This is a genomic window from Spirulina subsalsa FACHB-351, from assembly GCF_026130165.1.
Taxonomy (GTDB): domain Bacteria; phylum Cyanobacteriota; class Cyanobacteriia; order Cyanobacteriales; family Spirulinaceae; genus Spirulina_A; species Spirulina_A subsalsa_A.
Genome location: NZ_JAIHOM010000091.1, coordinates 1 through 21,542 on the forward strand (window position 1 = coordinate 1; position 21,542 = coordinate 21,542).

General features: G+C 46.7%; 15 protein-coding genes. 8 read left to right on the top strand and 7 right to left on the bottom strand.

Features of this window, described 5'->3' with window-relative positions; all coding sequences use genetic code 11:
- Positions 1 to 180 precede the first annotated feature (180 nt).
- Positions 181 to 687 (top strand): hypothetical protein, encoded by a 507-nt coding sequence (locus K4A83_RS16265; RefSeq protein ID WP_265265680.1) that lies wholly within the window; start codon positions 181 to 183, stop codon positions 685 to 687.
- A gap of 1,497 nt (positions 688 to 2,184) precedes the next feature.
- Here the strand turns inward: K4A83_RS16265 and gpmI are convergent.
- Positions 2,185 to 3,783 carry a 2,3-bisphosphoglycerate-independent phosphoglycerate mutase gene (gene gpmI / locus K4A83_RS16270; protein ID WP_265265681.1) on the bottom strand — a complete coding sequence of 533 codons (1,599 nt, stop codon included), beginning with the start codon at positions 3,781 to 3,783 and terminating at the stop codon, positions 2,185 to 2,187.
- 378 nt (positions 3,784 to 4,161) lie between these two features.
- Between gpmI and K4A83_RS16275 the strand changes: the two genes are divergently transcribed.
- The 5 genes from K4A83_RS16275 (at position 4,162) to der (ending at position 10,293) form a co-directional block, all read left to right on the top strand.
- Complete coding sequence (locus K4A83_RS16275; RefSeq protein ID WP_265265682.1) at positions 4,162 to 5,604, top strand: CHASE3 domain-containing protein; 1,443 nt, start codon at positions 4,162 to 4,164, stop codon at positions 5,602 to 5,604.
- A 297-nt stretch (positions 5,605 to 5,901) separates the two neighbouring features.
- Entirely contained in the window at positions 5,902 to 6,192 is a 291-nt protein-coding gene (locus tag K4A83_RS16280) for an antibiotic biosynthesis monooxygenase (RefSeq protein WP_265265683.1), read from the top strand.
- 119 nt (positions 6,193 to 6,311) lie between these two features.
- Positions 6,312 to 7,499, top strand: a complete 1,188-nt coding sequence (locus K4A83_RS16285; RefSeq protein ID WP_265265684.1) for an iron-containing alcohol dehydrogenase — start codon at positions 6,312 to 6,314, stop codon at positions 7,497 to 7,499.
- A gap of 517 nt (positions 7,500 to 8,016) precedes the next feature.
- Positions 8,017 to 8,835 carry an SDR family NAD(P)-dependent oxidoreductase gene (locus tag K4A83_RS16290; protein ID WP_265265685.1) on the top strand — a complete coding sequence of 273 codons (819 nt, stop codon included), beginning with the start codon at positions 8,017 to 8,019 and terminating at the stop codon, positions 8,833 to 8,835.
- A gap of 96 nt (positions 8,836 to 8,931) precedes the next feature.
- Positions 8,932 to 10,293 (top strand): ribosome biogenesis GTPase Der, encoded by a 1,362-nt coding sequence (der, locus tag K4A83_RS16295; protein ID WP_407810056.1) that lies wholly within the window; start codon positions 8,932 to 8,934, stop codon positions 10,291 to 10,293.
- Positions 10,294 to 10,481: 188 nt separating this feature from the next.
- Here the strand turns inward: der and K4A83_RS16300 are convergent, their stop codons facing one another.
- Positions 10,482 to 11,123 (bottom strand): Uma2 family endonuclease, encoded by a 642-nt coding sequence (locus tag K4A83_RS16300; RefSeq protein ID WP_265265686.1) that lies wholly within the window; start codon positions 11,121 to 11,123, stop codon positions 10,482 to 10,484.
- Between the two features lie 154 nt (positions 11,124 to 11,277).
- A complete protein-coding gene (locus tag K4A83_RS16305) occupies positions 11,278 to 11,922 on the bottom strand; it encodes a DUF3386 domain-containing protein (RefSeq protein ID WP_265265687.1) in 645 nt (214 codons plus the stop codon).
- A gap of 196 nt (positions 11,923 to 12,118) precedes the next feature.
- Here K4A83_RS16305 and K4A83_RS16310 point away from each other — a divergent pair, with 196 nt between their 5' ends.
- Both K4A83_RS16310 and prmC read left to right on the top strand, forming a co-directional pair.
- Positions 12,119 to 13,336, top strand: a complete 1,218-nt coding sequence (locus K4A83_RS16310) for a class I SAM-dependent methyltransferase (protein WP_265265688.1) — start codon at positions 12,119 to 12,121, stop codon at positions 13,334 to 13,336.
- A 16-nt stretch (positions 13,337 to 13,352) separates the two neighbouring features.
- Positions 13,353 to 14,246, top strand: a complete 894-nt coding sequence (gene prmC, locus K4A83_RS16315; protein ID WP_265265689.1) for a peptide chain release factor N(5)-glutamine methyltransferase — start codon at positions 13,353 to 13,355, stop codon at positions 14,244 to 14,246.
- A 113-nt stretch (positions 14,247 to 14,359) separates the two neighbouring features.
- On the opposite strand, the gene K4A83_RS16320 is transcribed toward prmC, so the two are convergent.
- The 4 genes from K4A83_RS16320 to K4A83_RS16335 all read right to left on the bottom strand — a co-directional run bounded on the left by K4A83_RS16320 (position 14,360) and on the right by K4A83_RS16335 (position 21,509).
- Entirely contained in the window at positions 14,360 to 14,755 is a 396-nt protein-coding gene (locus K4A83_RS16320) for a slr1601 family putative cell division protein (RefSeq protein ID WP_265265690.1), read from the bottom strand.
- Between the two features lie 390 nt (positions 14,756 to 15,145).
- Positions 15,146 to 18,274 (bottom strand): adenylate/guanylate cyclase domain-containing protein, encoded by a 3,129-nt coding sequence (locus tag K4A83_RS16325; protein WP_265265691.1) that lies wholly within the window; start codon positions 18,272 to 18,274, stop codon positions 15,146 to 15,148.
- A gap of 41 nt (positions 18,275 to 18,315) precedes the next feature.
- Positions 18,316 to 19,047, bottom strand: coding sequence for a transporter substrate-binding domain-containing protein (locus K4A83_RS16330; RefSeq protein ID WP_265265692.1), 732 nt, complete (start codon positions 19,045 to 19,047; stop codon positions 18,316 to 18,318).
- Between the two features lie 725 nt (positions 19,048 to 19,772).
- On the bottom strand, positions 19,773 to 21,509 hold the full coding sequence (locus tag K4A83_RS16335; RefSeq protein WP_407810057.1) for an Rqc2 family fibronectin-binding protein: 1,737 nt from the start codon (positions 21,507 to 21,509) through the stop codon (positions 19,773 to 19,775).
- Positions 21,510 to 21,542 lie beyond the last annotated feature (33 nt).

Here is a 21,542-nt window from a genome sequence, read left to right on the forward strand (position 1 = left end):
CGGTAGGGCATACCGGATCTAAAGCTTGGGGAGATTTGCCCTCTAGCCTGGTTGGAGCAATCCTGCTAGGTTATGGCGAGTCTGTGAACCAAGAATCCTCGTGCCTTTAGGCCGAGGAGTGTCAAGATTATTCTCTAACTCAATTATGATCGACTCAGTACATATAGGAGGGAAACCCTAATGAGCAAACTGCGCAATGTTTTAGTGGGTGCAGGTGTCGTTGCGGTGGGAGCCATCGGTACGAAAAAGGCGGTGGACTATTTCCGCAATAAAAATAAAGAGGAAGTGGTACAAGATAGCCAACCGGATGCAGAACCCACTTCCACCGCAGAAGTAGCTTATGCAGTAGTTCAAGATGATTCTGTTCAGAAGTTTTTAGATGCTAGTTTTGGGGATGCTGGGCGCTATATTCCCACTCGTTCCCCCAAAGTGTTTGATTATCTCGGCAAGCAATATATGGTTATTTGGGCGAAAGATAATAAACAAAATAAAAATCAATTGTTGGCTTTTGTTTATACCGATCAAGGTCGTAAGATGATCGCTAGTGTGGGCTATACGAGCGAAAAAACAGACTACAACTTAAGTTTAGGTGATACTCCCTTTGCGGTGGATGTGAATGGGAACTTACTCAAAACCGGGCAAAGCGAAACCTCTGGCACCAGCGATGTTGATTTTATTTTAGGTTAGGGGTGAGTGGGTTGGGGTTGCGCTGGCACTACACCATTAACATTGCTTAGAGGGGTATTCAGCAGACCCCCAACCTAAAGTCAGTAGGGGTCGCCCGTTATACCCGAAGGGTTAGCGGGGGAGAACTTCACCACTACGACAGGTAAAACCCGTCATGCTACGGAAAATTAAGGTAGCTATGACGGGTTTTGATCGAACGACTGCAATGGAAACTAAGGAAATAAAGTGAACGGATGAGATTCTCACTAACTAAGGTTTACAAGGGATCAAACATCTTCCTCTATTTTCGGCCTCATCTTCTCGGAGGATTGCACTTTTTCGCCGTTTCAGGTTTGATGATTGTGATTAATTCCTTGGCGACACTACCTTAACCGGACTGCTTGAATGGGACACCTTCAGGGATGGTTTAGAGTATTATGTCCAAAACGTATTACCTCTAAAACACTATGGGAGTTAGAAAACCCAGTGTACGAATCCAAGACCGGAGTTAACAGCAAGTGGCAAGTTAATCACCTTAAGGGTTGATCAAGTTGCAATCCACATAGACTGATACTGTAGCAGCCCACAGGGGCTATCAAAACGGAATCATGAAGACTCTCCCTCCTAGGGGTTTCCTCTCACGTTCTTCGTTCTCGCTTCTTCGTTCTTCTTTTCCTGTTTTTATTTTCCTCCTTCTACTGTTCTACTTCTCTGTTCTATATCTACCGCGCTTCAGCCATTGGTTTCACGGAAACCCCACTTCCAGTGAACCTCACGATAGGGTCGTGAGATAGGGTCGTGAGATAGGGTTGTGATCCGTTCCCTAGAAAGTTGGCTGATTGACCAATAAACAAACACAAAAGAAACAAACACAGACAAACAAAACAAAACAAAACAAGTCACGAGGAAACAAACAATGCGAGGGAGAGTATTATTTAGTTGTATTCAACCTAATCGGAACTCCCAATGAGCAGAACCTCATTCTGAGAACAACTGACTGAGTAACAACTTGTAGGTGTAACAACTTGTAGGTGTAACAACTTGTAGGTTAATGTTAATTTGAGTTAAAGTTCTGAGTGAAAATCAGTATTAAGTGTATTCCGTGTTGAAGCTTTAACTCACAAGCTGACTTAACAAGCTGACCTAAGCAGTTTTCGTTAGCAGTTTTCGTTATTGAACAGGCTCTAATAAAACAGATGGAGTGGAGTTCTGTACTTTACTCGAACAAGTCACTAGAAGAAGATGTTTGGATGTTTATCAGATTTTGAGCGGGGGACACAAGCTCAATCCAACCTGATGCTTTTCCGTTTTCGAGGGTTCTGTCCTCGTTGTGTCCACTATCAAACTATCATTTTCGATGCAAAAAGATCAATCTCTCTGGCTAAAACGTTACACTTATTCATAAACGCAAAAAAGAGAGGTGGGATTTAGCGCCCTGCCCTCTCTTCTAATCGTCTTGGAGAAACCCCATCCCAGTTGCGGGATGGGGTTGTTGACCTTCCGGTTGAGGGAATCGAGTTATAACCCAACTTTGACGGGGCTGCGGTTGGGACGGACTTCAAACCCAACGGGTTGGAGCAAGGAGCGTCCGGTCATTTCGGGGGGTTGGGGGAGTTGTAAAATCTCCAAGATGGTGGGGGCAATGTCGCAGAGGCGGCCATCCTCTCGTAACTGGACTTGGGTGCCGTGACCGGGGATTTTCAGTTTTTCCCCTTCGACTAAAATTAAGGGGACGGGGTTGGTGGTGTGGGCGGTCCAGGGTTTATGATCCTCGGTCCACATATATTCGGCATTGCCATGATCGGCGGTAATGATTGCGGTGCCGCCCATTTTGCTGATGGAGGCTAATAACTGCCCTAAACACCGATCGACAGTTTCAACGGCTTGGATGGCGGCCTCTATGTTCCCGGTATGGCCGACCATATCGGGGTTGGCATAGTTGAGGACAACAAGATGATAAATCCCTTTTTCAATGGCCCCACAGGCTAAATCGGTGACTTTTTGGGCGGACATGGCGGGTTCTTGATCATAGGTGGGAACCCGAGGACTGGGGATTAATTCCCGATCTTCACCCGGAAGGGGTTCTTCTAAACCGCCGTTGAAAAAGTAGGTGACATGGGGATACTTTTCTGTTTCGGCTGTGCGCAGTTGTCGCATTCCTTGGGCAGCAATGACTTCCCCGAGGATGTTTTTCAGGTTTTGGGGTTCAAAGGCGACGGGGACGGGGAGGGTGGCATCGTATTGGGTGAAGGTGGCAAAGAAGAGGGGATCGAGGCGATCGCAATCAAAGCCATCAAAATCCTCAGAGACAAAGGCCGTCGTTAATTGTCGCGCCCGATCGGGACGGAAATTAAAGAAAATGACCCCATCCCCCGCTTCCACCGCTCCGGAAGTAATGCGAGTGGGTGGAATAAACTCATCGGTGATCTCTTGGTCATAGTAGCTTTGGATCACCTCCACGGCCGTCCGTCCATCCCCTTCTCCGTCTTGGGTCAGGGTATCATAGGCCTTTTCGATCCGGTCCCAACGGCGATCGCGATCCATGGCATAATAACGGCCAATAATCGTGGCAATGCAACCAATACCAATTTTCTCAATATGTGCTTGTACCTGACGGAGGGAATGAATCCCCTCAGTGGTTTTCGTATCCCGACCATCCATAAAGGCATGAACACAGACCTGTTCTAACCCTTGTGCTTTTGCCAAGTCCAGTAAACCCAATAAATGGGACAGGTGGGAGTGAACCCCTCCTTCTGAACAGAGTCCAAATAGATGTAACTTTCCCCCAGTGGAACGGACTTGTTGGCAAACTTCCACAAGCACTGGATTTTGTAGTAGGGTTCCATCCTCTACTGCATCAGAAATCCGCACTAACTCTTGCGGCACGACTCGTCCTGCGCCTAAATTTAGATGACCCACTTCAGAGTTCCCCATTTGACCGTCGGGTAAACCTACGTCTTTGCCTGAAGTGCGAATGAGAGTTCTGGGATACGCTTCCCATAAACTATCCATAACAGGGGTTTTTGCTTCACGGATTGCATTCCCATCCTGACTTTCTCGATAACCCCAGCCATCTAAGATGACTAGCACCGCAGGAGATACTGGTGCTTGTGTCATAGTTGTTACCTTAATATTCATCTCTTACCGACATGATAATACCATGACCTAGGAAAGCGGTTAAAGTTTAAGTAAAGATTTAAGCAGCCCCCCACATAGCAGAGAGGAAAGGGACAAGAGAAAAGACGAAATTCCTTAATCCGTTGAGTGATAAAACTGCGTTTTTTGCCTTATTTACTCCCTCCTTCTTTGTCGTAAAGATTATCGGATTTACAATTTTTATCAAATGCAGCTTAACACACTAATTATTGTGTTAAGAAAAAGCAACGATTGCTGAATTTTGATTCATCTCATAAACTTTTATGAAAAATTTTGTTAATTGATAGCTAAAAAGCAAATAATAGAATAAGCCGATAAAATCAGAGAATTTACGGAAAGATGAAGATTAAACAGATTTTACCTATGAGCTTAAGCATCATAGGGATTTTGGTTCTAGTCAGTAGTTTGTTGACTCAGAGGGTCAATAAACTACTCGATGAAACGAATTTTTGGGTTGAGCATACTTATCAAGTCAAAGCGGAGTTAAAGCAACTTGAAAAGCTTTTGGTTGATGCAGAAACGGGTCAGCGAGGTTATATCTACTCTGGAGATTCTACTTTTCTACGACCCTATAATAATACAATCAATGTCTTAGATGATCAAATTAACCTACTGACTGAGAAAATAGCAAACACTCCAAGTCAAATTAGTAACTTACAAAATCTCAAATTATTGTCTGACCAAAAAATGGAGGATTTGAACGCAACGATTGAGTTAAAGCAATCGGGTCAAGAAGAAGCATTAAGGCAATGGGTAACATCAGGTCGAGGAATGCAAATTATGGATCAAGTCCGTGACAAAATTGAGATTATGTTTGCCGAGCAGAATAATTTGTTAGCACAGCGACAAGCCTCTGTAGAACGAATAAAGCTCATTCATTTTTGGGTGAACTGGGGTAGTTTTATTATCATTATTGCTCTCAGTTTTGGCACTTATACAATTGTGCATAATATTGTCTTAGTTCCTGTACAATCTATTGTGAAAGAGATTAACCAATCTACCCAAGAAATTATGTTTACGGTGGACAATCATGAAGCCCAAATTTCTGCTCAAGCAGGGGCTGTCAACCAAACAACAACAACGATGGATGAATTGGGGAGATCATTTCAAAATGCCTTTACTCAAGTGTCGAATAGTTCTCAGTCTGCCACCCAAGCTTTAGCCACTTCGCAAAATGGCAATCAAACGGTTCAGGAAACCTTGGTAGGAATGCAGAATTTAAGTAGTCGCATGAATGGCATTTCTGAACAGATTAATCTCTTAGCGAGTCAAGCGGGTCAAATCGGCACAATTGCGGGTCTAGTGGGAACTTTAGCGAATCAAACGAATATGTTGGCGTTAAACTCTGCGGTGGAAGCGGTGAGAGCAGGGGAACATGGTAAAGGTTTTACCGTTGTGTCGGCAGAAATTCGTAAACTGGCAGAACAAAGTAAACAATCAGCTGATAAAATTAATACTTTAGTGGGGGACATTAATAAAGCGATTCATCAAACAGTATTTAGTAGTGAGAATGGTAAGATGGCTGTGTCGGAAAGTGTAGTGATTGTGGGGAAAACAGCCTCAGCCTTTGAGGGAATTAATGATGCGATCGCCAATGTAGTAGACAATAGCCAACAGGTGACGGTAAATATTCAACAGCAGAATGTGGCAGTTCAGCAAGTGGTGGAAGCGATGAACTCGATTAAAGAAACGTCTTACTCCATTGTGGCTGGGATTACCCAAACGAAATCTGAGGTAGACCGTCTGAAAGAAATTGCGGTTCAATTACAACAGATGATCTAGGGTTTTCTCTTGGGGGAGAAACAGGTCTAGGGTGCATCAACTTGAAGCAAGATTAACTAACATTCGGAGGGTTAAGACTGGCATAAAGTTGAGACTATCTCGGCTTTTAATTGTTCCTATGTTTTGACCATTTTTTAGCAAAAATTAACGTTAAGATGTATAAAAATTAAGCCTAGCAAGCTTAACAAGTCCTCTGGATTGTTTCACCTATATATAAATATTTTTAACAAAACCTTGACATCATTGAACGAACAAGATTAGCTTTTTTGTAATGTTTTTCTCGATGGTTAAAAAGTCATGATTGTTACTTGTGTTTATGTTTGGGTTAAGCCGGAAAATGTAGAGGATTTCATTGAAGCCACGAAGATTAATCACGAAAACTCGATTCAAGAGCCAGAAAATAGACGTTTTGATATTTTGCAAGACCCCAACGATCCAACGGCTTTTCTGTTGTATGAAGCTTATGCTAGTGAAGGGGGTGCGGCGGCTCATAAACAAACCGAACATTATTTAACCTGGCGGAAGACGGTAGAACCTTGGATGGCGAAGGCGCGGCAAGGGATTCCCTATAGAGTAATTGCACCGTAAACCGTGAAGGGATGACTAGACATCTTCTAAAACTCTGTTGTTATAACGGGTAGAATTGGGATTTCAAGCTAATTCTAGGGGAGGTCTATTGATTACTGATTATTAATTACTGTTTGATTATGACTCCTTTTAATTTTGCCAAAGTGCCTCCCCTCTATTTAGGGCAGGGAAAACTGCAATTGTTACCCCAGTTGATGCAGTCTTTTGGGAGGGGGGAGCGCTTGCGGGTGTTGTGGGTGACGGGGAAGCATTCACTCCAGAAATCGGGCCAGGAGGCGACGGTTGAAGGCTTGCTGGGGGAGGGGGGGGAGGTAGTGGGGCGGTTGGTGTGCGATCGCGAACCCACTACAGAATTAATCGATCACTGGTGCGCCATCTACCGCCCCCAACAGATTCATCTCGTGGTAGGGATTGGGGGGGGGAGTGTCATTGATGCCGGAAAAGCCCTTTCAGCCATGTTGCCCCATAACAATTCCATTTTTGACCATCTCGAAGGGGTGGGGAAGGGCATCCCCCATAGCGGGGTAAAAGTTCCCTATCTGGCTATTCCCACCACCTCCGGCACAGGCAGCGAGGCGACTAAAAACGCGGTGATTAGTCAGGTAGGGCTCCAAGGGTATAAAAAATCTTTACGTCATGAGAATTTAGTCCCCGATGGGGTAATTATTGACGGGGATTTGTTGATGTCCTGCCCGCCTGAAATTACTGCCCCTTGTGGGATGGATGCCTTTACCCAGTTGTTGGAACCCTATCTTTCCCCCACAGCTTCCCCCCTCAGTGATGCCTTGGCTTGGAGTGGCCTTAAAATCATCTCCCGTAACCTACTTAAGGCTTGTGGAGAGGGATCCCAAGATCCCGAAGTGCGGGAAAGTATGGCCTACGGTTCCTTTCTCTCCGGTGTGGCACTAGCTAACGCTGGGCTGGGTATTGTTCACGCCCTTGCTTCTCCCCTAGGGGGCTATTTTCCCATTCCCCACGGTGTGATCTGTGGGACATTAATGGCGGCGGCGGTACGGGTGAACTGGCAGGCACTTCAGCGACGGGATCCCCAACATCCGGCTGTGGCGAAAATGGCCAAACTGGGGCAGTGGATGAGTCAGGATGCAGGCAAACCCCCAGCCTATTACTGTGATTTTTTAGTGCAAGAATTAGAAAACTGGACAGAACAGCTAAAAATCCCCCGTTTAGGCGAATATGGCTTAACAGAAGCAGATTTAGGGCGAATTTTAGCCCAAACTACCAACCGTAATAATCCCATTGCCCTCAATCGGGAAGAAATTCAGGAATTGTTAGGATCGCGATTGTAGATCCAATGGGTTTGGGGAGACTTCGCCCCCTAGAAATCCCCCAAACCCTTTTAAAATAAAGTTTTGAGGTTATTCAAAGAACAAAGTTAAGGGATTTTTGTTAAAAAATGTTGTCACTCCTTGATTAAATTGCTAAAGTGTGCATAGAAACAAATTCTGGTTAACCTTCACATTGAGGAGGTATGTTCAAAATGTTCCTTTCCTTCGTTATGACCTGCGGGGTTCTCTTCTGAGTTCAACTGTTCTGAACCTTGATCAGTTTTGAACCCAACCCCGTATTTAATCAGGATGTCCGAACACCAACCTGAATATACGGCCTCTGGGACTGCTGCTATTAGGGACTCCTCGGTTCGCTAAACACTATCCTTAGCCCAACACGAGAACCGGATTCCCTCTCAACGCAGCCATCACATTAGTTCTGATGACCTCTTGACCCAGTTTTTCAACTGGGGAGTAATGGGGTGCCATTACGCCAGTGAGAGGGCGCACAGGACGCATTAATTGGAGGTTTTTGACCATGAAACATTTGCAAAATAAAGTCGCTCTAATCACCGGAGCATCTCGGGGGATTGGGCGCGCCATTGCCCTTGAACTAGCGCATTGCGGGGTGAAACGTATCTTATTAGTTGCCCGTAATCGCCAAAAACTAACCGAAGTCGCCCAGGAGATTGAAGCGCTGGGCGTGGAAGCCATTACCTTGGCCTTGGATCTCACCGAAACTCAGGCCGTAGACATTGCCATTGCCCGGGCTTGGCGCAACTATGGACCGATTCAGATTCTGATTAACTGTGCGGGTGTGGCCTATCAACAGTCCTTTTTGCGATCGCAACCCTCCCAAGTTCAGGCCGAATTTTCCCTCAACGTCATGGGAACCTATTCCCTCACCCGTCTAATCGCCCGACGGATGGCCGCCTACCAGGAGGGAACCATCGTCAACGTATCTAGCCTCATGGGTAAAGTGGCCGCCCCCACCATGTCCACCTATTCCGCCAGTAAATTCGCCTTACTCGGCTTCACCCAAGCCCTGCGCCAAGAACTCGCCCCCTATAATATTCGGGTGATGGCTCTCCTGCCCTCCCTCACTGACACCGAAATGGTGCGGGGAATGCAGTTATTCCGGGGACTCTCCCCCATGACACCGGAACAAGTGGCGAAAGCCTTGGTGAAAGGATTGCGCCAAAATCGTGCTGAGATTTTGGTCGGGTGGCAAAGTCATCTCGCCATTCTCTGTCAACGCTTTGCCCCTTGGGTTTTAGAACAGGTGCTAAAAGTCAGCGCCCCTCCCCTGTTCCCCAAACGGCCTCAAGTGTCGGAATTACCCTCTAGTTCCATTTGATCCAGATGAATTAACCCCATTAGGCCAAAAAACTCGTTAGGATAGAAGATCGGAAACTTGTCTGTTCCGACTCAATTTTTTCTGGGTATGCTTGTGATGTCTCTTCCTATTGTTGCTGTGATTGGTCGCCCGAATGTGGGGAAATCCACCTTAGTCAATCGCTTGGCTATTAGTCGTAACGCCATTGTCCATGATGAACCGGGGATTACCCGCGATCGCACCTATCAGCCCGCCTTCTGGCAAGATCGGGATTTTCTGGTCGTGGATACGGGGGGGCTAGTCTTTGATGATGATACCGAATTTTTGCCCTTAATTCGGGAACAGGCGATCGCAGCACTCCAAGAAGCACAAGCCGCCATCTTCGTCGTGGACGGTCAAACCGGCCCATCCCCAGCCGATGAAGAAATTGCCCAATGGTTACGGCAACAGTCCGTCCCCGTCCTCCTCGCCGTCAATAAATGCGAATCCCCCGAACAAGGATTAATCCAAGGCGCCCAATTTTGGGAACTCAACCTCGGGGAACCCTATCCCCTCTCCGCCATTCACGGCAACGGCACCGGGGAACTCCTTGACCAACTCATCACCCACCTCCCCCCCCAAGAAGACCTCCCCGAAACCCCCCCAGAAACCAAAGTCGCCATAGTCGGCCGTCCCAACGTCGGTAAATCAACCCTTCTTAACGCCCTCACCGGAGAATCCCGCGCCATCGTTAGCCCCATTTCCGGCACCACCCGGGACACCATTGATATGGTCGTAGAACGCAACGGCACAACCTACCGTCTCATCGACACCGCAGGCATCCGCAAAAAGAAAAATGTGGAATACGGGGCGGAATTTTTCAGCATTAATCGCGCCTTCAAAGCCATCCGACGCAGCGATGTTGTTTTATTGGTCATTGATGCCGTAGACGGTGTAACAGAGCAAGATCAAAAACTGGCTAACCGCATCATGGAAGAAGGACGGGCGGCCGTGATTATTGTCAATAAATGGGATGCCATTGAAAAGGACTCCTACACCATTTATGACTACGAGCAACAAGTTCGAGATCGTTTGTACTTTTGTGATTGGGCTGAAACCCTGTTTATTAGTGCCATGACTGGGCAGAGGGTGGAGCGGATTTTAGAATTAGTAGACCGGGCGGCCGAATCCCATCAGCGCCGTGTGACCACTTCAGTGATTAACGAAGTCCTCGAAGATGCGTTAAAACGCCACAGTCCCCCCACAACTCGCCAAGGGAAACAGGGGAAAATTTACTACGGAACTCAAGTGAGTACCCAACCCCCGGCCATTGCCTTATTTGTTAATGATCCCAAACGGTTCAATGAGAACTATCGTCGTTACATTGAGAAGCAATTCCGCCAACAGTTAGCCTTTCCGGGGACTCCTATCCGCTTCTTTTGGCGTGGGAAGAAGGTGCGGGATGTGGAACGGAGTGCCAATCGAGCTACAAAAGTTTGAACATTGTAGGGTGCATCAGACCCCATTAATCTGGTGTCCTATTGAAGTTCTCCCCCGCTAACCCTACGGGTATAACGGGGGCTTCTCAAGCCTTTAGGTTGGAAATATATGGGTCGGAATTGATCCCCACCTTGTGAGGAAGGATGGGGTGTTCTGTCCGACATTCTGGAGAATTGCCGAGAATCACCCTATGCTAATCTATTAATCCCCGTTTGCAACACCCGCAACACTTCCCCCATATCAGACATTAAAAAGGCTTCTACAGCTAACCATAACCCCGGAAACACTCGTGAGCGAATGATTCCCTGTTCATCCGGCAACAACGGTTGATAGTCTCCCTCAATTAATCCCCACCAATCTAAGCGCTGCTCATAGGACTGCCAAACGATATACTCTAAAACCCCATTACGTTGATAAACCTGTTGTTTAAGGTCTAAATCAATAGCGGCACTACTAGCGGCAATTTCTACTACTAATTCGGGAGGGCCTTCGAGATACCCGTCTGGGGTGATTCGGGTTTGTCCTCCGGCTGCTTCTTCGCGAATTAACACAATATCCGGTTGTACCTCATTCTCTAAATCTAAACGCACTGTTGGTTCTATACCGAGTAGTAGTCCGGGAGTCGCCACTTGATAGGTCCAAAGCCAGCCATGCAAACGACTATGGGGTTCTGCGTGTTGTTGAAAACGGAGGGGAGAGGCCAAGTAAACTATTCCTTCGATTAATTCTGCTTTCTGCACAGAGGGATCTCCCTGATAGCGCCGCTCGAATTCGGGACGACTGAGGCGATCGCCATTTTGGAGTGGAGGACCCGAGAGGATTGGATTCATGGGAAATCAAGGCTCAAGGAATTGAGTATTGAGTATTGAGGATTGAGTATTGATTCAAGATAGAACTAGGATTTGTTGGTCGAGATTTATCCCACACCGAAACCTTTGGGTTGGTGTATCCTGTTTACGGTGTGGGGCTTCTCTCGGTCGATATTTAAGCTAAAAGCTGAAAATTGGAGAACGTAAACTCCTGTTGAGAAACTTTGCCCTCCGTTTCCGTCACAATGAGACGACGATTGAGAATAAAATAATCCCCAACTTTTTCATACTCATCCTCAAACTTGCTATAACCGCCCTTTTGTTCCCCGGTTTTGGGGTCATGATAAATGGAGTCATAGGTATGGGAGAGATAACCTTCCCCAGTGTCTTGGGTGCTGAAGGTATGAATCGTAACGACAACACCGTGAATCTGGCGGTGGACAAGGGATACCTCGTTATTTTTCACTTCATAGCGATCGCCTGCATTTTTCCCCCCGACTAAAATCTCTACACCCCCATCGGGTTTCGTTTCCCCATAACTAAACGTATTCTCGCCATGAGTTTGTTCAAAAGTGCGACGGATCCGGTGAATGGCAATTTCCCACAATTGACCATGAATCGCTTTTTGTGCCGCTTCATCCGTCACGTCAGAAACTTCTGCTTTCAGATCCGCCGTCACCCGCACTTTACCCTCAAAAACTTGGTCATCCTGTTTATAAGTAATATCTGCCGTATAGCCCGGAAACTTAGCATCCCAAGTGTAGCGATTATCGTAGGCAGAACGAAATAAATCTTGCGCTGTAGTTTGAGTAACGGTCATCAATCAACCTCCTGATACTATTTGCTTAGATTGCCCGACCTTTATTCTACCCCGAATCGAAGGTCTAGGCCTGAGCGAGCCTTGATTCCGGGGATGATAAGCTAAGAAAGCTAGGGCGCACAGAGTACTCCCGCCCTAAAGTTCGCGGTTTTCCCGCGCCATGTTTTGATCCACAATTATTAAGGTTGGATTCTCAATGTCTGATTTGCCTACTGGGGGGAAAGATGAATGGTTAGCGGGTGTTCTGCGCGATCGCCTTTTCCAATCCCCTCACCAGCGCCTCACCTTTGCCGACTACATGAACCTTGTTCTCTACCATCCCCAATCTGGCTACTATAGCACCGGGATTCCCACCATCGGCCGCCAAGGGGACTTTTTCACCTCCTCCCATCTCGGGGCAGATTTTGGTGAATTGCTAGCCCAACAAATTCTACAAATTTGGGATATTTTGGGACATCCTCACCCCTTCCAACTGTTAGAAATGGGAGCAGGTACGGGACAATGTGCAGGGGATATTCTTCGATTCATTAGCACAAATAGCCCCGATCTATTGCAATCTTTACAATACTTAATTATTGAAACATCTGCTAAATTAATCCGCCAACAAAAAGAGCAACTTTCCGGTTATTTAGCACAGGGGATTAGGGTAGAATGGCACAGTTGGGAAAGTTTGCCGGATCATTCGCTGAGGGGGTGTTGTTTTTCTAATGAATTTATCGATGCGTTTCCCGTGCATCAAGTCACAGTTCAGGGGGGAGAGTTACAAGAAATCTATGTCACCCTTGAAGAGGGGAAACTGACAGAAGTTATCGGGGAACTTTCAACGCCAATGATTCAGGAGTATTTTGAGTTACTGGATATTAATTTATTAGCCTCGACTTACCCGGAAAATTATCGCACAGAGGTTAATTTAGCGGCTTTAGATTGGCTTAAAACCTTGAGCCGTAAACTCAAGCAGGGTTATGTGATTACGATTGATTATGGTTATTCTGCCTCTCAATACTATCACCCCCAACGAAATAACGGGACGTTGCAATGTTATTATCAACACCATCGCCATAGTAACCCCTATGTTAATTTAGGCCATCAGGACATTACCGCCCATGTCAATTTTACGGCCTTGGAAAAATGGGGAGAATTATTAGGGTTAAAAACCCTTGGATTTACCAAACAAGCCCTATTTTTAATGGCGTTAGGATTAGGGGAACGTTTAGCGGCATTATCGGGGGGAGATTGGGGAATTATGGAAGTTTTACAGCGTCGGGATGCACTGCATCAATTGATGAATCCTGATGGTTTGGGGGGATTTGGGGTGTTAGTTCAAGGTAAGGGTTTGACGGCTGAACAGGAAGGGATTATTTTAAAGGCTTTAGATGTTCCCTGTGATCCCTTTAATGAAAAAACTGTTCGCTAATTACTGATTACTGTTTATGTGGGTTTCAGGATCTCAATTGTGGCTATGGCAAAAAAAGGCGCGAGAGGAGGCGATCGCATTTAACATCCCCCCCCAAGAAATTAACTGGCTATTGCGCGCTGTGGCGGGTTTAGATGGGTTAAGTTTACGACTAGAAACCTATAAAACCCAGCCCCGCATTGAACTAAAAATGCCCTTGTCGGAGTTAAATGAGCTTTGGCAACAGCGCTTATGCGATCGCCTGCCCCTACAATATCTCCTCGGAACAACCCCCTGGCGGCAGTTTGAGCTAAAAGTAACTCCGGGGGTATTAATTCCTCGCCCCGAGACAGAATTAATCATTGATCTGGTACTGGAAACCGTGGAAACCCATCCCCACCTTGCCTCTGGGGATTGGGTAGACCTAGGAACGGGCAGTGGTGCGATCGCCCTCGGACTCGCCCAAGCCCTCCCCCAGATCACCGTACACGCCGTTGATTGTAGCCCAGAAGCCCTCTCTGTGGCTCAGGAGAACGCCCAAACCCTCCACTTGACCTCCCGAATCAAATTCTATCAAGGCTCGTGGTGGGAGCCCCTAGAAGGCTTACAGGGAACATTGAAAGGCATGGTATCCAACCCCCCCTATATTCCCAGCGCCGAAATTCCCCACCTCCAGCCCGAAGTCGCCCACCATGAACCCCACCTTGCCCTTGATGGGGGAATAGACGGCCTCAACGCCTTACGGTACCTCATAAAAACAGCCCCCACTTACCTCGAAGCGGGGGGGTTTTGGCTCGTAGAAATGATGGTTGGTCAAGGAGCAGCCATCCTGAACCTTCTAACTGAATCCGGGCATTACCAAACCCCGAAAATCCGACCCGACTTGACCGGACGAGAACGCTTTGTGAGTGCTTTCATTAACTCCCCTTGAGGGAGTTGTAACTAGAGAGTCTAAGACTCCCAACACTGGCATTCTGCCTTAATCACATACCATTCCAAGCCATCCATTTTTTCCCCTGAGAAAATTATAGGGGAGACTCAACACTAGGGCGTATTGGCATCTTGACGATTTAACAACACCACACGGCGTTGATTCGGAGCAAGCATAGCACTTTGTTCCTTCATCAAGGTTCTCGCTTGAGAGGGGTCAAAGCTACGGTTCACCTTACTTTGAAGTTGACTCACCTCTTTTTCTGTTTCTCGAATCTCCAGCTTGAGTTCTTGTAACCGCGCTTGTTGCGCCCAATAATAGGGGAATAAATTCCCCAGCGCCATTAAGGCAGCCGCCGATAAGATTCCATTCACGGTAAACTTGACCGTCATTTCAGCTACGACCAAGCCATAGGACCGACGGGGACTCCGCCGACGGTGATGGAGAGGGACCACCCGACGTTGGGGGATAGGTTCTACAGGTAATACAGGTTTTCTAAGTGCGTTCATGGAATCACAATCTTTTTTGACCAGCAGGTTGCGGTTCTAACTTAGCAAAACACATTGCACAAGATCCCGTCAATTTTTTCCCTTTATGCCCCGATGCTGACGGGTCTTTTCACTTCGGGGTTACAAAATGTGGGGATAATGAGTTAATGTGTCGTGCGACTTACCGCGATTGGCTTTTTTTCCTTTGTTTTAAACCAAAAACAACAGGCAGGATCGATACAAATATAACGCTCAATTGAACATCATGCCAGACCCTGAAACCCCCCACTCCCTTGAATAATAAGGGAATTTAGGATTGACTCAATATTCAACTTTAAACATAAGCACCTATGTATTAACAGGGAGGCCAAGAAAGAAGAAAAGAGACGGGAAAAATGGGTCTAGAATTCCTCAAAGACGATGCAACACCCAATAAGTCGTCATATCCCCTTTTCCTTTCACATTCAGACTCCCCCGGCACTCAAAGAGATATTTATCTTTAAGACGTTCATAAATGGCTTCTGTCACCTGAATTTTACCCGGTTGTCCTTGGGACTCCATGCGAGAGGCCACATTCACCGTATCCCCCCATAGATCATAGATGAATTTTTTAATCCCGATGACCCCAGCCACCACAGACCCGCTATGAATCCCAATGCGGAGATTGAGGGATTGTCCATCATGGCCGTGAAAGGTGGCGATCGCATTTTGCAAATCCAAGGCAAAATCAACCACCGCTTCGGCATGATCCGATTTTGGCACCGGAAGACCCGCCACCGCAATATAGGCATCCCCCACCGTCTTAATTTTCTCCAATCCGTGCCATTCTGCATACTGATCAAACAGCGAAAAAACCTGATTTAATAAACTGACCAACTCCGTCGGGGCCATATTAGCCGAAAGGGGAGTAAACCCCACAATATCGGCAAAAATAATCGTCACATCATCAAATTGTTGGGCAATAGATCCCGAATTTTGTTTCAGTTTTTGGGCAATAGCCGCAGGCAAAATATTAAGTAACAACCGCTCCGACCGTTTTTGTTCATTGCGCAAGGCTTCCTCTGCTAATCGTCGCTCTGTTGTATCCGTTGCCACGGATAAAAACTCCAGTAGTTCCCCTTGTTCATTATAAATTGGCTGATTCGCCCAAGTGACCCAAACCCGCTCCCCATTTTTGCGCATATTTTCATTTTCATAGAGCAAGTATTGTTCAGGATGATAACGGGCATTGAGCATAATTTTTCCAATAGGACGACCCGACGAGTCAACATCAGGAACAATAGTGCCGACTAAGTTTTTTCCAATCAACTCCTCTTCTGAATAGCCAAAAAATTCTAAGCCAAATTGATTAATAAAACAGATTACACCCGATGCGTCCCAACGTACAATAGCCGAGTTGACATTATGAACTAAATGGCGAAATTCTGCCTCATTCTTTTGTAAGGTTTCTTCGGCTCGTTTGCGTTCTGTAATATCCTCCGCCATACAGAGTAGATGGGTCACTTCCCCCTCTTGATTTTCTAGGGGTACTTTTAACAGTCGTTGTCTAATTTTTCGATTCAGAACATTAATAATCATTTCATCATCAACAATCATTAATTGACGCTGATTGACCACAGCCCAATCTTCAGCTTCAAACTCAGCCGCTAGTTCTGCATCCACGGTGCTGTAACTATTCTGTCCTAGGGCATCTTTAGCCGGAATTCCATATAAACTCTCAGCCGCATGATTCCAAATGACATAACGGAAGCGTTGAGAAACATCCTTCACAAACAGAGCTAAGGGTAAGTTTTCAATAATACTATCGAGGAAATTTTGAGATTGATAGAGGTCTTGTTCCAGTTTTTTCCGTTGGGTAATATCCCGGGCAACCCAGACAACAGTCGTCTCAGAAATGGGAGAAATATTGGCAGCAAACCACAGATTTTTTAAGGGATTGTTATCTAATTCCTCCTCCTTTAAAGCTAATTTATATTCAACGGATAAGGTTTTATTTTCTCGGATCGCTTCTTGAATATAATGCACAAACTGTTCCGCTTGTTCTGGTGGAAATATATCCCATTCCGTTTTACCAATTAAATCATCCATTGGATTGTAAAGTAATTGGGGATTAGCCGAAGCAATTTTGAGATAGCGTCCTTCAATATCTTTAACAATGACTAATTCAATCATCGCAGCAAATAGCCCTCTGAGTTCAGCCTCAGCTTCAGCTAACTTAGCGGTTCTTTGTTCAACTCTTCGTTCTAATTCTTCATTACTTGTGGCTAAAATAGTGAAAGAATCCGTGAGTTGTTGAGACATTGTATTAAAGGCATGGGAAAGGATATTTAATTCCCGAATGCGACTGGATTTAATTTGTTGATTCAGTTGCCCTTGGGCAATGGCTTGACTCGCTCCTAAGAGACGTAAAATGGGACGACTAATCCAGCGCGAGGTTTGAATTCCGAGGAAAATTGAACCAAATAAAGCCGCCAAACAGAGTAAAATAGTTAAGCGGGTGTTGCGGTGAATTTGTGCCATAAAATCTTCTTCCGGCACAACAACGACAATTAACCAATCAATGCCTTGTTGATGTTGTAAGGGAGTGACTTGTAAAAAATGGCGCTCTCCCTCTAGGGAAAAATCCAACTGTCTAACCTGTTGAATGGCGGCTAAATTGTCAAATTGCCGTTGTAAATATTGGGCGGAGGATTGAATGAGGCGATCGCTACTTCCCGTCGCTCGAATGCGTAAGGTGGTGCCGTAGGTGACGAGAAAAGGACGTTCTAGGGTGGAACTGGCGACTAAAAAACCCGAAGGTTCTATGATAAAGGCTTGACCAGAAGGACTCACATAAAGATCCCGCAGAAATTCGCTAATTTCCGAGAGTAAAAACTCAGCACTAAACACCCCCAATAACTCCCCATTTTGATCATAAACGGGTTGATTAACGGTACTGGCAAGGGTTTCTGAGCGTTCATGGGTATAAATCCCCCCCCAAGTGGCTTTTCCCGCTTTCACGGCTTCATCGTACCCAGCTTGATAGCGACGATCATAGTCTGAGGTAGAACTGAGTAGGGTTTTCCGTTGTCCTTGGGAGTCGAGAAGGTAGATTTCCAAGGTATCGGCAGAGTTGGCGATCGCAACTTGAAAAGAACCATCGGGTAAACGTTCCATACCCAAATAGTTCCCCGCCCTATCATTAAAGCGCACCGCGTTCACCATCGGAAAGGCTTGGAGTTGTCGCCAAAAATAGGCTTCTAAGCCCTGCCAATCGCCCACATCCAACCGCCCCAAATCGACTAAATCCCCATTAATCCGATTGACTAAATAGGGAGCCTCGATATAGTCTTTAACCTCTTGTTGAATGCGTTCCGTGGCTTCTTGGCGCAGTTGACGAGTGACTTCATTCACCGCTCGCTGTCCATTGCGCAGGGCTAACCACCCCGTCAGCCCCACAGCTCCAGAAATTTGCAACACAAACGGCACAACCAACACCACCCCCAAGGGAATTTTAGGGAGTTGTGGGCGGAATTTGCGGGTGGTAAGCCATTTGAACATTCGCCATGAGTCTAGAACATGGGAAAGGTGGAATCGTTAGTTTAACCGAACCATTTGCGAATCAGTTCTGTGATTTCTCCATTCTCCTCCATTTCCCTCAAGGCTTTGTTAAAGGATTCCAGATGAGGAGAATCTTTGGGTAAGGCGATCGCACTCCCTTGACTTCCGGTATCAAAAGGGACACTAAAATCCAGATCCGGATTAGACGCGGCATAGGTTTGGGCCACCGTTGCCTCAATCACCGCCCCCTGAAGTTGATTCTCCTTCACCCCTTGGATTAAATTGCCAATGCGATCCATCTCCACCAATTCAATCCCTTCTAGTTTACCCACCGCACTAGCTTGAGTCGATCCCTTTTGCGCCCCAATTTTCGCCCCCGGTGCATTATCCCCCAGGGTGAAATTACTCCCACGACGAGTTAATAAAATACTGCTCCCTTTATAGTAAATTTCCGTAAAGTTGACTTGCTGTTTTCGTTCCTCCGTGGGCGACATTCCCGCCATCACAAAATCAACAGTTCCCTCCGTTAGAGCAGGGATTAAATTATCAAAGTTCATGTCTTCAATTTCTAGGGTGAACTTCAGCTTTTCGGCCAGTCGGCGGGCAATATCCACATCAAAGCCCACAATTTCCCCCGACTGTTCTTTAAATTCGTAGGGAGGATAATCCGCCGATGTTCCCATCACTAGAGTTTTAGGGCTACAAGCGGCAAATAACACACAACTTAAGACGGTGATAATCACCAAACTCAGGAAGGTTTTGAAGGATTTCATGCTGTCTATTTTCCTCGCATAGGAACAGGATAGTAAGATAATCCCGGAGACACAACAGGATAATGATGATTTTTTCGACGCTAGAGCATTGGTTAAGTGTCACAGCGACGAGTGAAAGCTATCCCCCAAACGGATGGCACGGACAGGAAGTCGTGAAAGGTCTTCCCAATGCCATAAACTTCTTGATCCTATCTAAACGCCCCTAAAAAAGCTCCCCCTAAAAAAGTCCGGGAGTCGGGAGTCGGGTGTCGGGGAGCGGGGGAGCAGGGGAGGTCAGGAGTCGGGTGTAATGTCATTGACTAACTTTAGCCAGAAACCGGGTTGCGTTCATTGTCTAGTTTTCTCGATACACCCTAGCAAAAACCCAGTTTCTCATATCAATTACCTATTACCTATTCCCTTGCTAATATAGCGAACCTATCTGAGTCGTGCAAAAAAGGCTCGCCTGGAATCGACATAGGACAATAGCCCAGAGTTCACGTCTTATTAGGACTAGCTATAAAAAACCCCCAGTTGAAAAAACTGTGGGTTTTGCTAGTTCGTAGTCTGTCGTTTAATTCTGAGAAAACCCAAGCTACAACTTCCCCCCTTTCCGGTCTGGCAATTCCATCTTGCAAGCCAAACTCGGAGCAGCAGGATTAATGTAGTGGCCTGTAATATTTCTTCATTGATGGTATTGTAGCAGCTAATACAACTTTTTTTAACCCCCCCATAAGTATTTCTTCTCATTCTGATCCCCGGACTACCACTGCTCCTTGTTTCGGACTACCCCAGAGGACGGTTTCTTGTTTATAAATCACCATACCGGGTTTAGCACCCTTGGGTTTATAGACATATTTAGGTTGAGTATAGACAACGGGGACTTGATTACTCTCTCGGCCGCGACTATAGTAAGCAGCCAAGTCGGCGGCAAATTGGAGATCAACTTCTTCGGCCACGGCACCCGGTTCTAAGCGTAACAGGATATGACTGCCAGGGATTTCCTGACTGTGAAACCAGAGGTCATAATCCCCGGCCACGCGAAAGGTCAGATGATCATTTTGCCGATTGTTACGCCCTACCCATAATTCAAATCCCGAGGGAGTTTGATAACGATGGGGTTGGGATTCGTGATCGGTTACTTTTTGGCGGTCTTTCCCGGCATCTAAATAGCCTTGTTGGATTAACTCGTCCCGAATTTCGGTCAGGGTTTGCCCATCGTCGGGGGTTTGATATTGTCCCAGTTGCCCTAGGGTGTCTTCCACTTGCTCTAAGTAGAAGATTTCGGCTTCTACGCTGTCTAAGAGGGGGGTGACAGCATGGCGCGCTCGTTTGAGTTTTTGGTGCTGTTTATAGAGGAGTTGGGCATTTTGGACGGCATTTTTTTCGGGATTGAGGGGGATGGTGACAGGTTGCCCGGTGGTGAGGTCTTCGAGGGTAATGGTGGTCATTCCGGGTTGCCATTGGTGGAGATAGGTCATGAGCAGATCCCCTTGCTGGCGCTTGAGATCGGCTTCTGTGGATTGACTGAGGCGATCGCGAAAGGTTTGGGCTTTGGTCTGTAATTTCTTCAGCCACCCGTTGAGTTTTTGTTGCAGTTGATGGCGGAGTTGTTGATAGTCCTGTTGGGCCAGTTGTCGGCGATAGTACCTACTGACCAAGGTTTGCACGCTTTTCTCGCTCTGACCGTCTCCCCACCCCAAAACGCTGTAGCCTTTTGCTGTGACAAGGGGAGTAAACTGACCTGAGTCAAGGATGTTTAACCAAGCTTGCCAAGCGGTAAATAGTTGTTGCCATTGTTCCGGGGAGAAGGTTTGCACCTCTTGGGTGGGGTCAAGTTGGGCGAATTGAGCGAGGGATTGAATCACTTGGGGACTCACTCCCCGATAGGTTTTTAGTAACTGTTTCGACCATTGACCGGGAATGAGGCTGACTCGCTCTTGCCAGCGTTCTAAAGGCTCAGAAAGGCTGGGAATTGACCCTAAAAGGGGGGGTGGGGGGGTGTAGGGTTGTCCGGTTTGAATGGTGCGGACGCTGGATTGTTTTTCGTTGACTTGGTGGGCGGTTGTGACAATTTGCTGGTTGCTGTCGGTGAGGATTAAGTTACTATATTTGCCCATAATTTCTAGATAAATGTGCCAGAGGGGGGGATCTCCGGGGCGCTGGGCAAATTGAAGGTCGAGGACTCTTTCCCAAGGGGCGAGGGTTTCCACGGCAATTAGGGCGAGTCCGTTGAGTTGATGGCGCAGTTGATCGCTTAGGGTGAAGGTGTCGGGGGTACGGGGTGGGGGCTGATCCATACATAATCGGGCGGCTTGGGGGTGCCAGGCGAGGGTGAGCCAGTCCCGACCTTGCAGGGTGCGCAGGGCTAGGCTGAGGGTGTGGCGATCGCGTTGATAAACCTGTTCGAGTCGCGCCGGAATCCAATTCCTTTGTAATTCTTGACAGATTGCTTTTATTGTGGTAAAGTCAGCGGCTTGCATAAATTCTCCAAAGGCAAGCGGGGGAGCAGGGGA

Coding starts and splice junctions, on each gene's coding strand:
- K4A83_RS16265 (WP_265265680.1), top strand. CDS start 181: ATGAGCAAACTGCGCAATGTTTTAGTGGGTGCAGGTGTCGTTGCGGTG.
- gpmI (WP_265265681.1), bottom strand. CDS start 3,783: ATGACACAAGCACCAGTATCTCCTGCGGTGCTAGTCATCTTAGATGGC.
- K4A83_RS16275 (WP_265265682.1), top strand. CDS start 4,162: ATGAAGATTAAACAGATTTTACCTATGAGCTTAAGCATCATAGGGATT.
- K4A83_RS16280 (WP_265265683.1), top strand. CDS start 5,902: ATGATTGTTACTTGTGTTTATGTTTGGGTTAAGCCGGAAAATGTAGAG.
- K4A83_RS16285 (WP_265265684.1), top strand. CDS start 6,312: ATGACTCCTTTTAATTTTGCCAAAGTGCCTCCCCTCTATTTAGGGCAG.
- K4A83_RS16290 (WP_265265685.1), top strand. CDS start 8,017: ATGAAACATTTGCAAAATAAAGTCGCTCTAATCACCGGAGCATCTCGG.
- der (WP_407810056.1), top strand. CDS start 8,932: ATGTCTCTTCCTATTGTTGCTGTGATTGGTCGCCCGAATGTGGGGAAA.
- K4A83_RS16300 (WP_265265686.1), bottom strand. CDS start 11,123: ATGAATCCAATCCTCTCGGGTCCTCCACTCCAAAATGGCGATCGCCTC.
- K4A83_RS16305 (WP_265265687.1), bottom strand. CDS start 11,922: ATGACCGTTACTCAAACTACAGCGCAAGATTTATTTCGTTCTGCCTAC.
- K4A83_RS16310 (WP_265265688.1), top strand. CDS start 12,119: ATGTCTGATTTGCCTACTGGGGGGAAAGATGAATGGTTAGCGGGTGTT.
- prmC (WP_265265689.1), top strand. CDS start 13,353: ATGTGGGTTTCAGGATCTCAATTGTGGCTATGGCAAAAAAAGGCGCGA.
- K4A83_RS16320 (WP_265265690.1), bottom strand. CDS start 14,755: ATGAACGCACTTAGAAAACCTGTATTACCTGTAGAACCTATCCCCCAA.
- K4A83_RS16325 (WP_265265691.1), bottom strand. CDS start 18,274: ATGTTCAAATGGCTTACCACCCGCAAATTCCGCCCACAACTCCCTAAA.
- K4A83_RS16330 (WP_265265692.1), bottom strand. CDS start 19,047: ATGAAATCCTTCAAAACCTTCCTGAGTTTGGTGATTATCACCGTCTTA.
- K4A83_RS16335 (WP_407810057.1), bottom strand. CDS start 21,509: ATGCAAGCCGCTGACTTTACCACAATAAAAGCAATCTGTCAAGAATTA.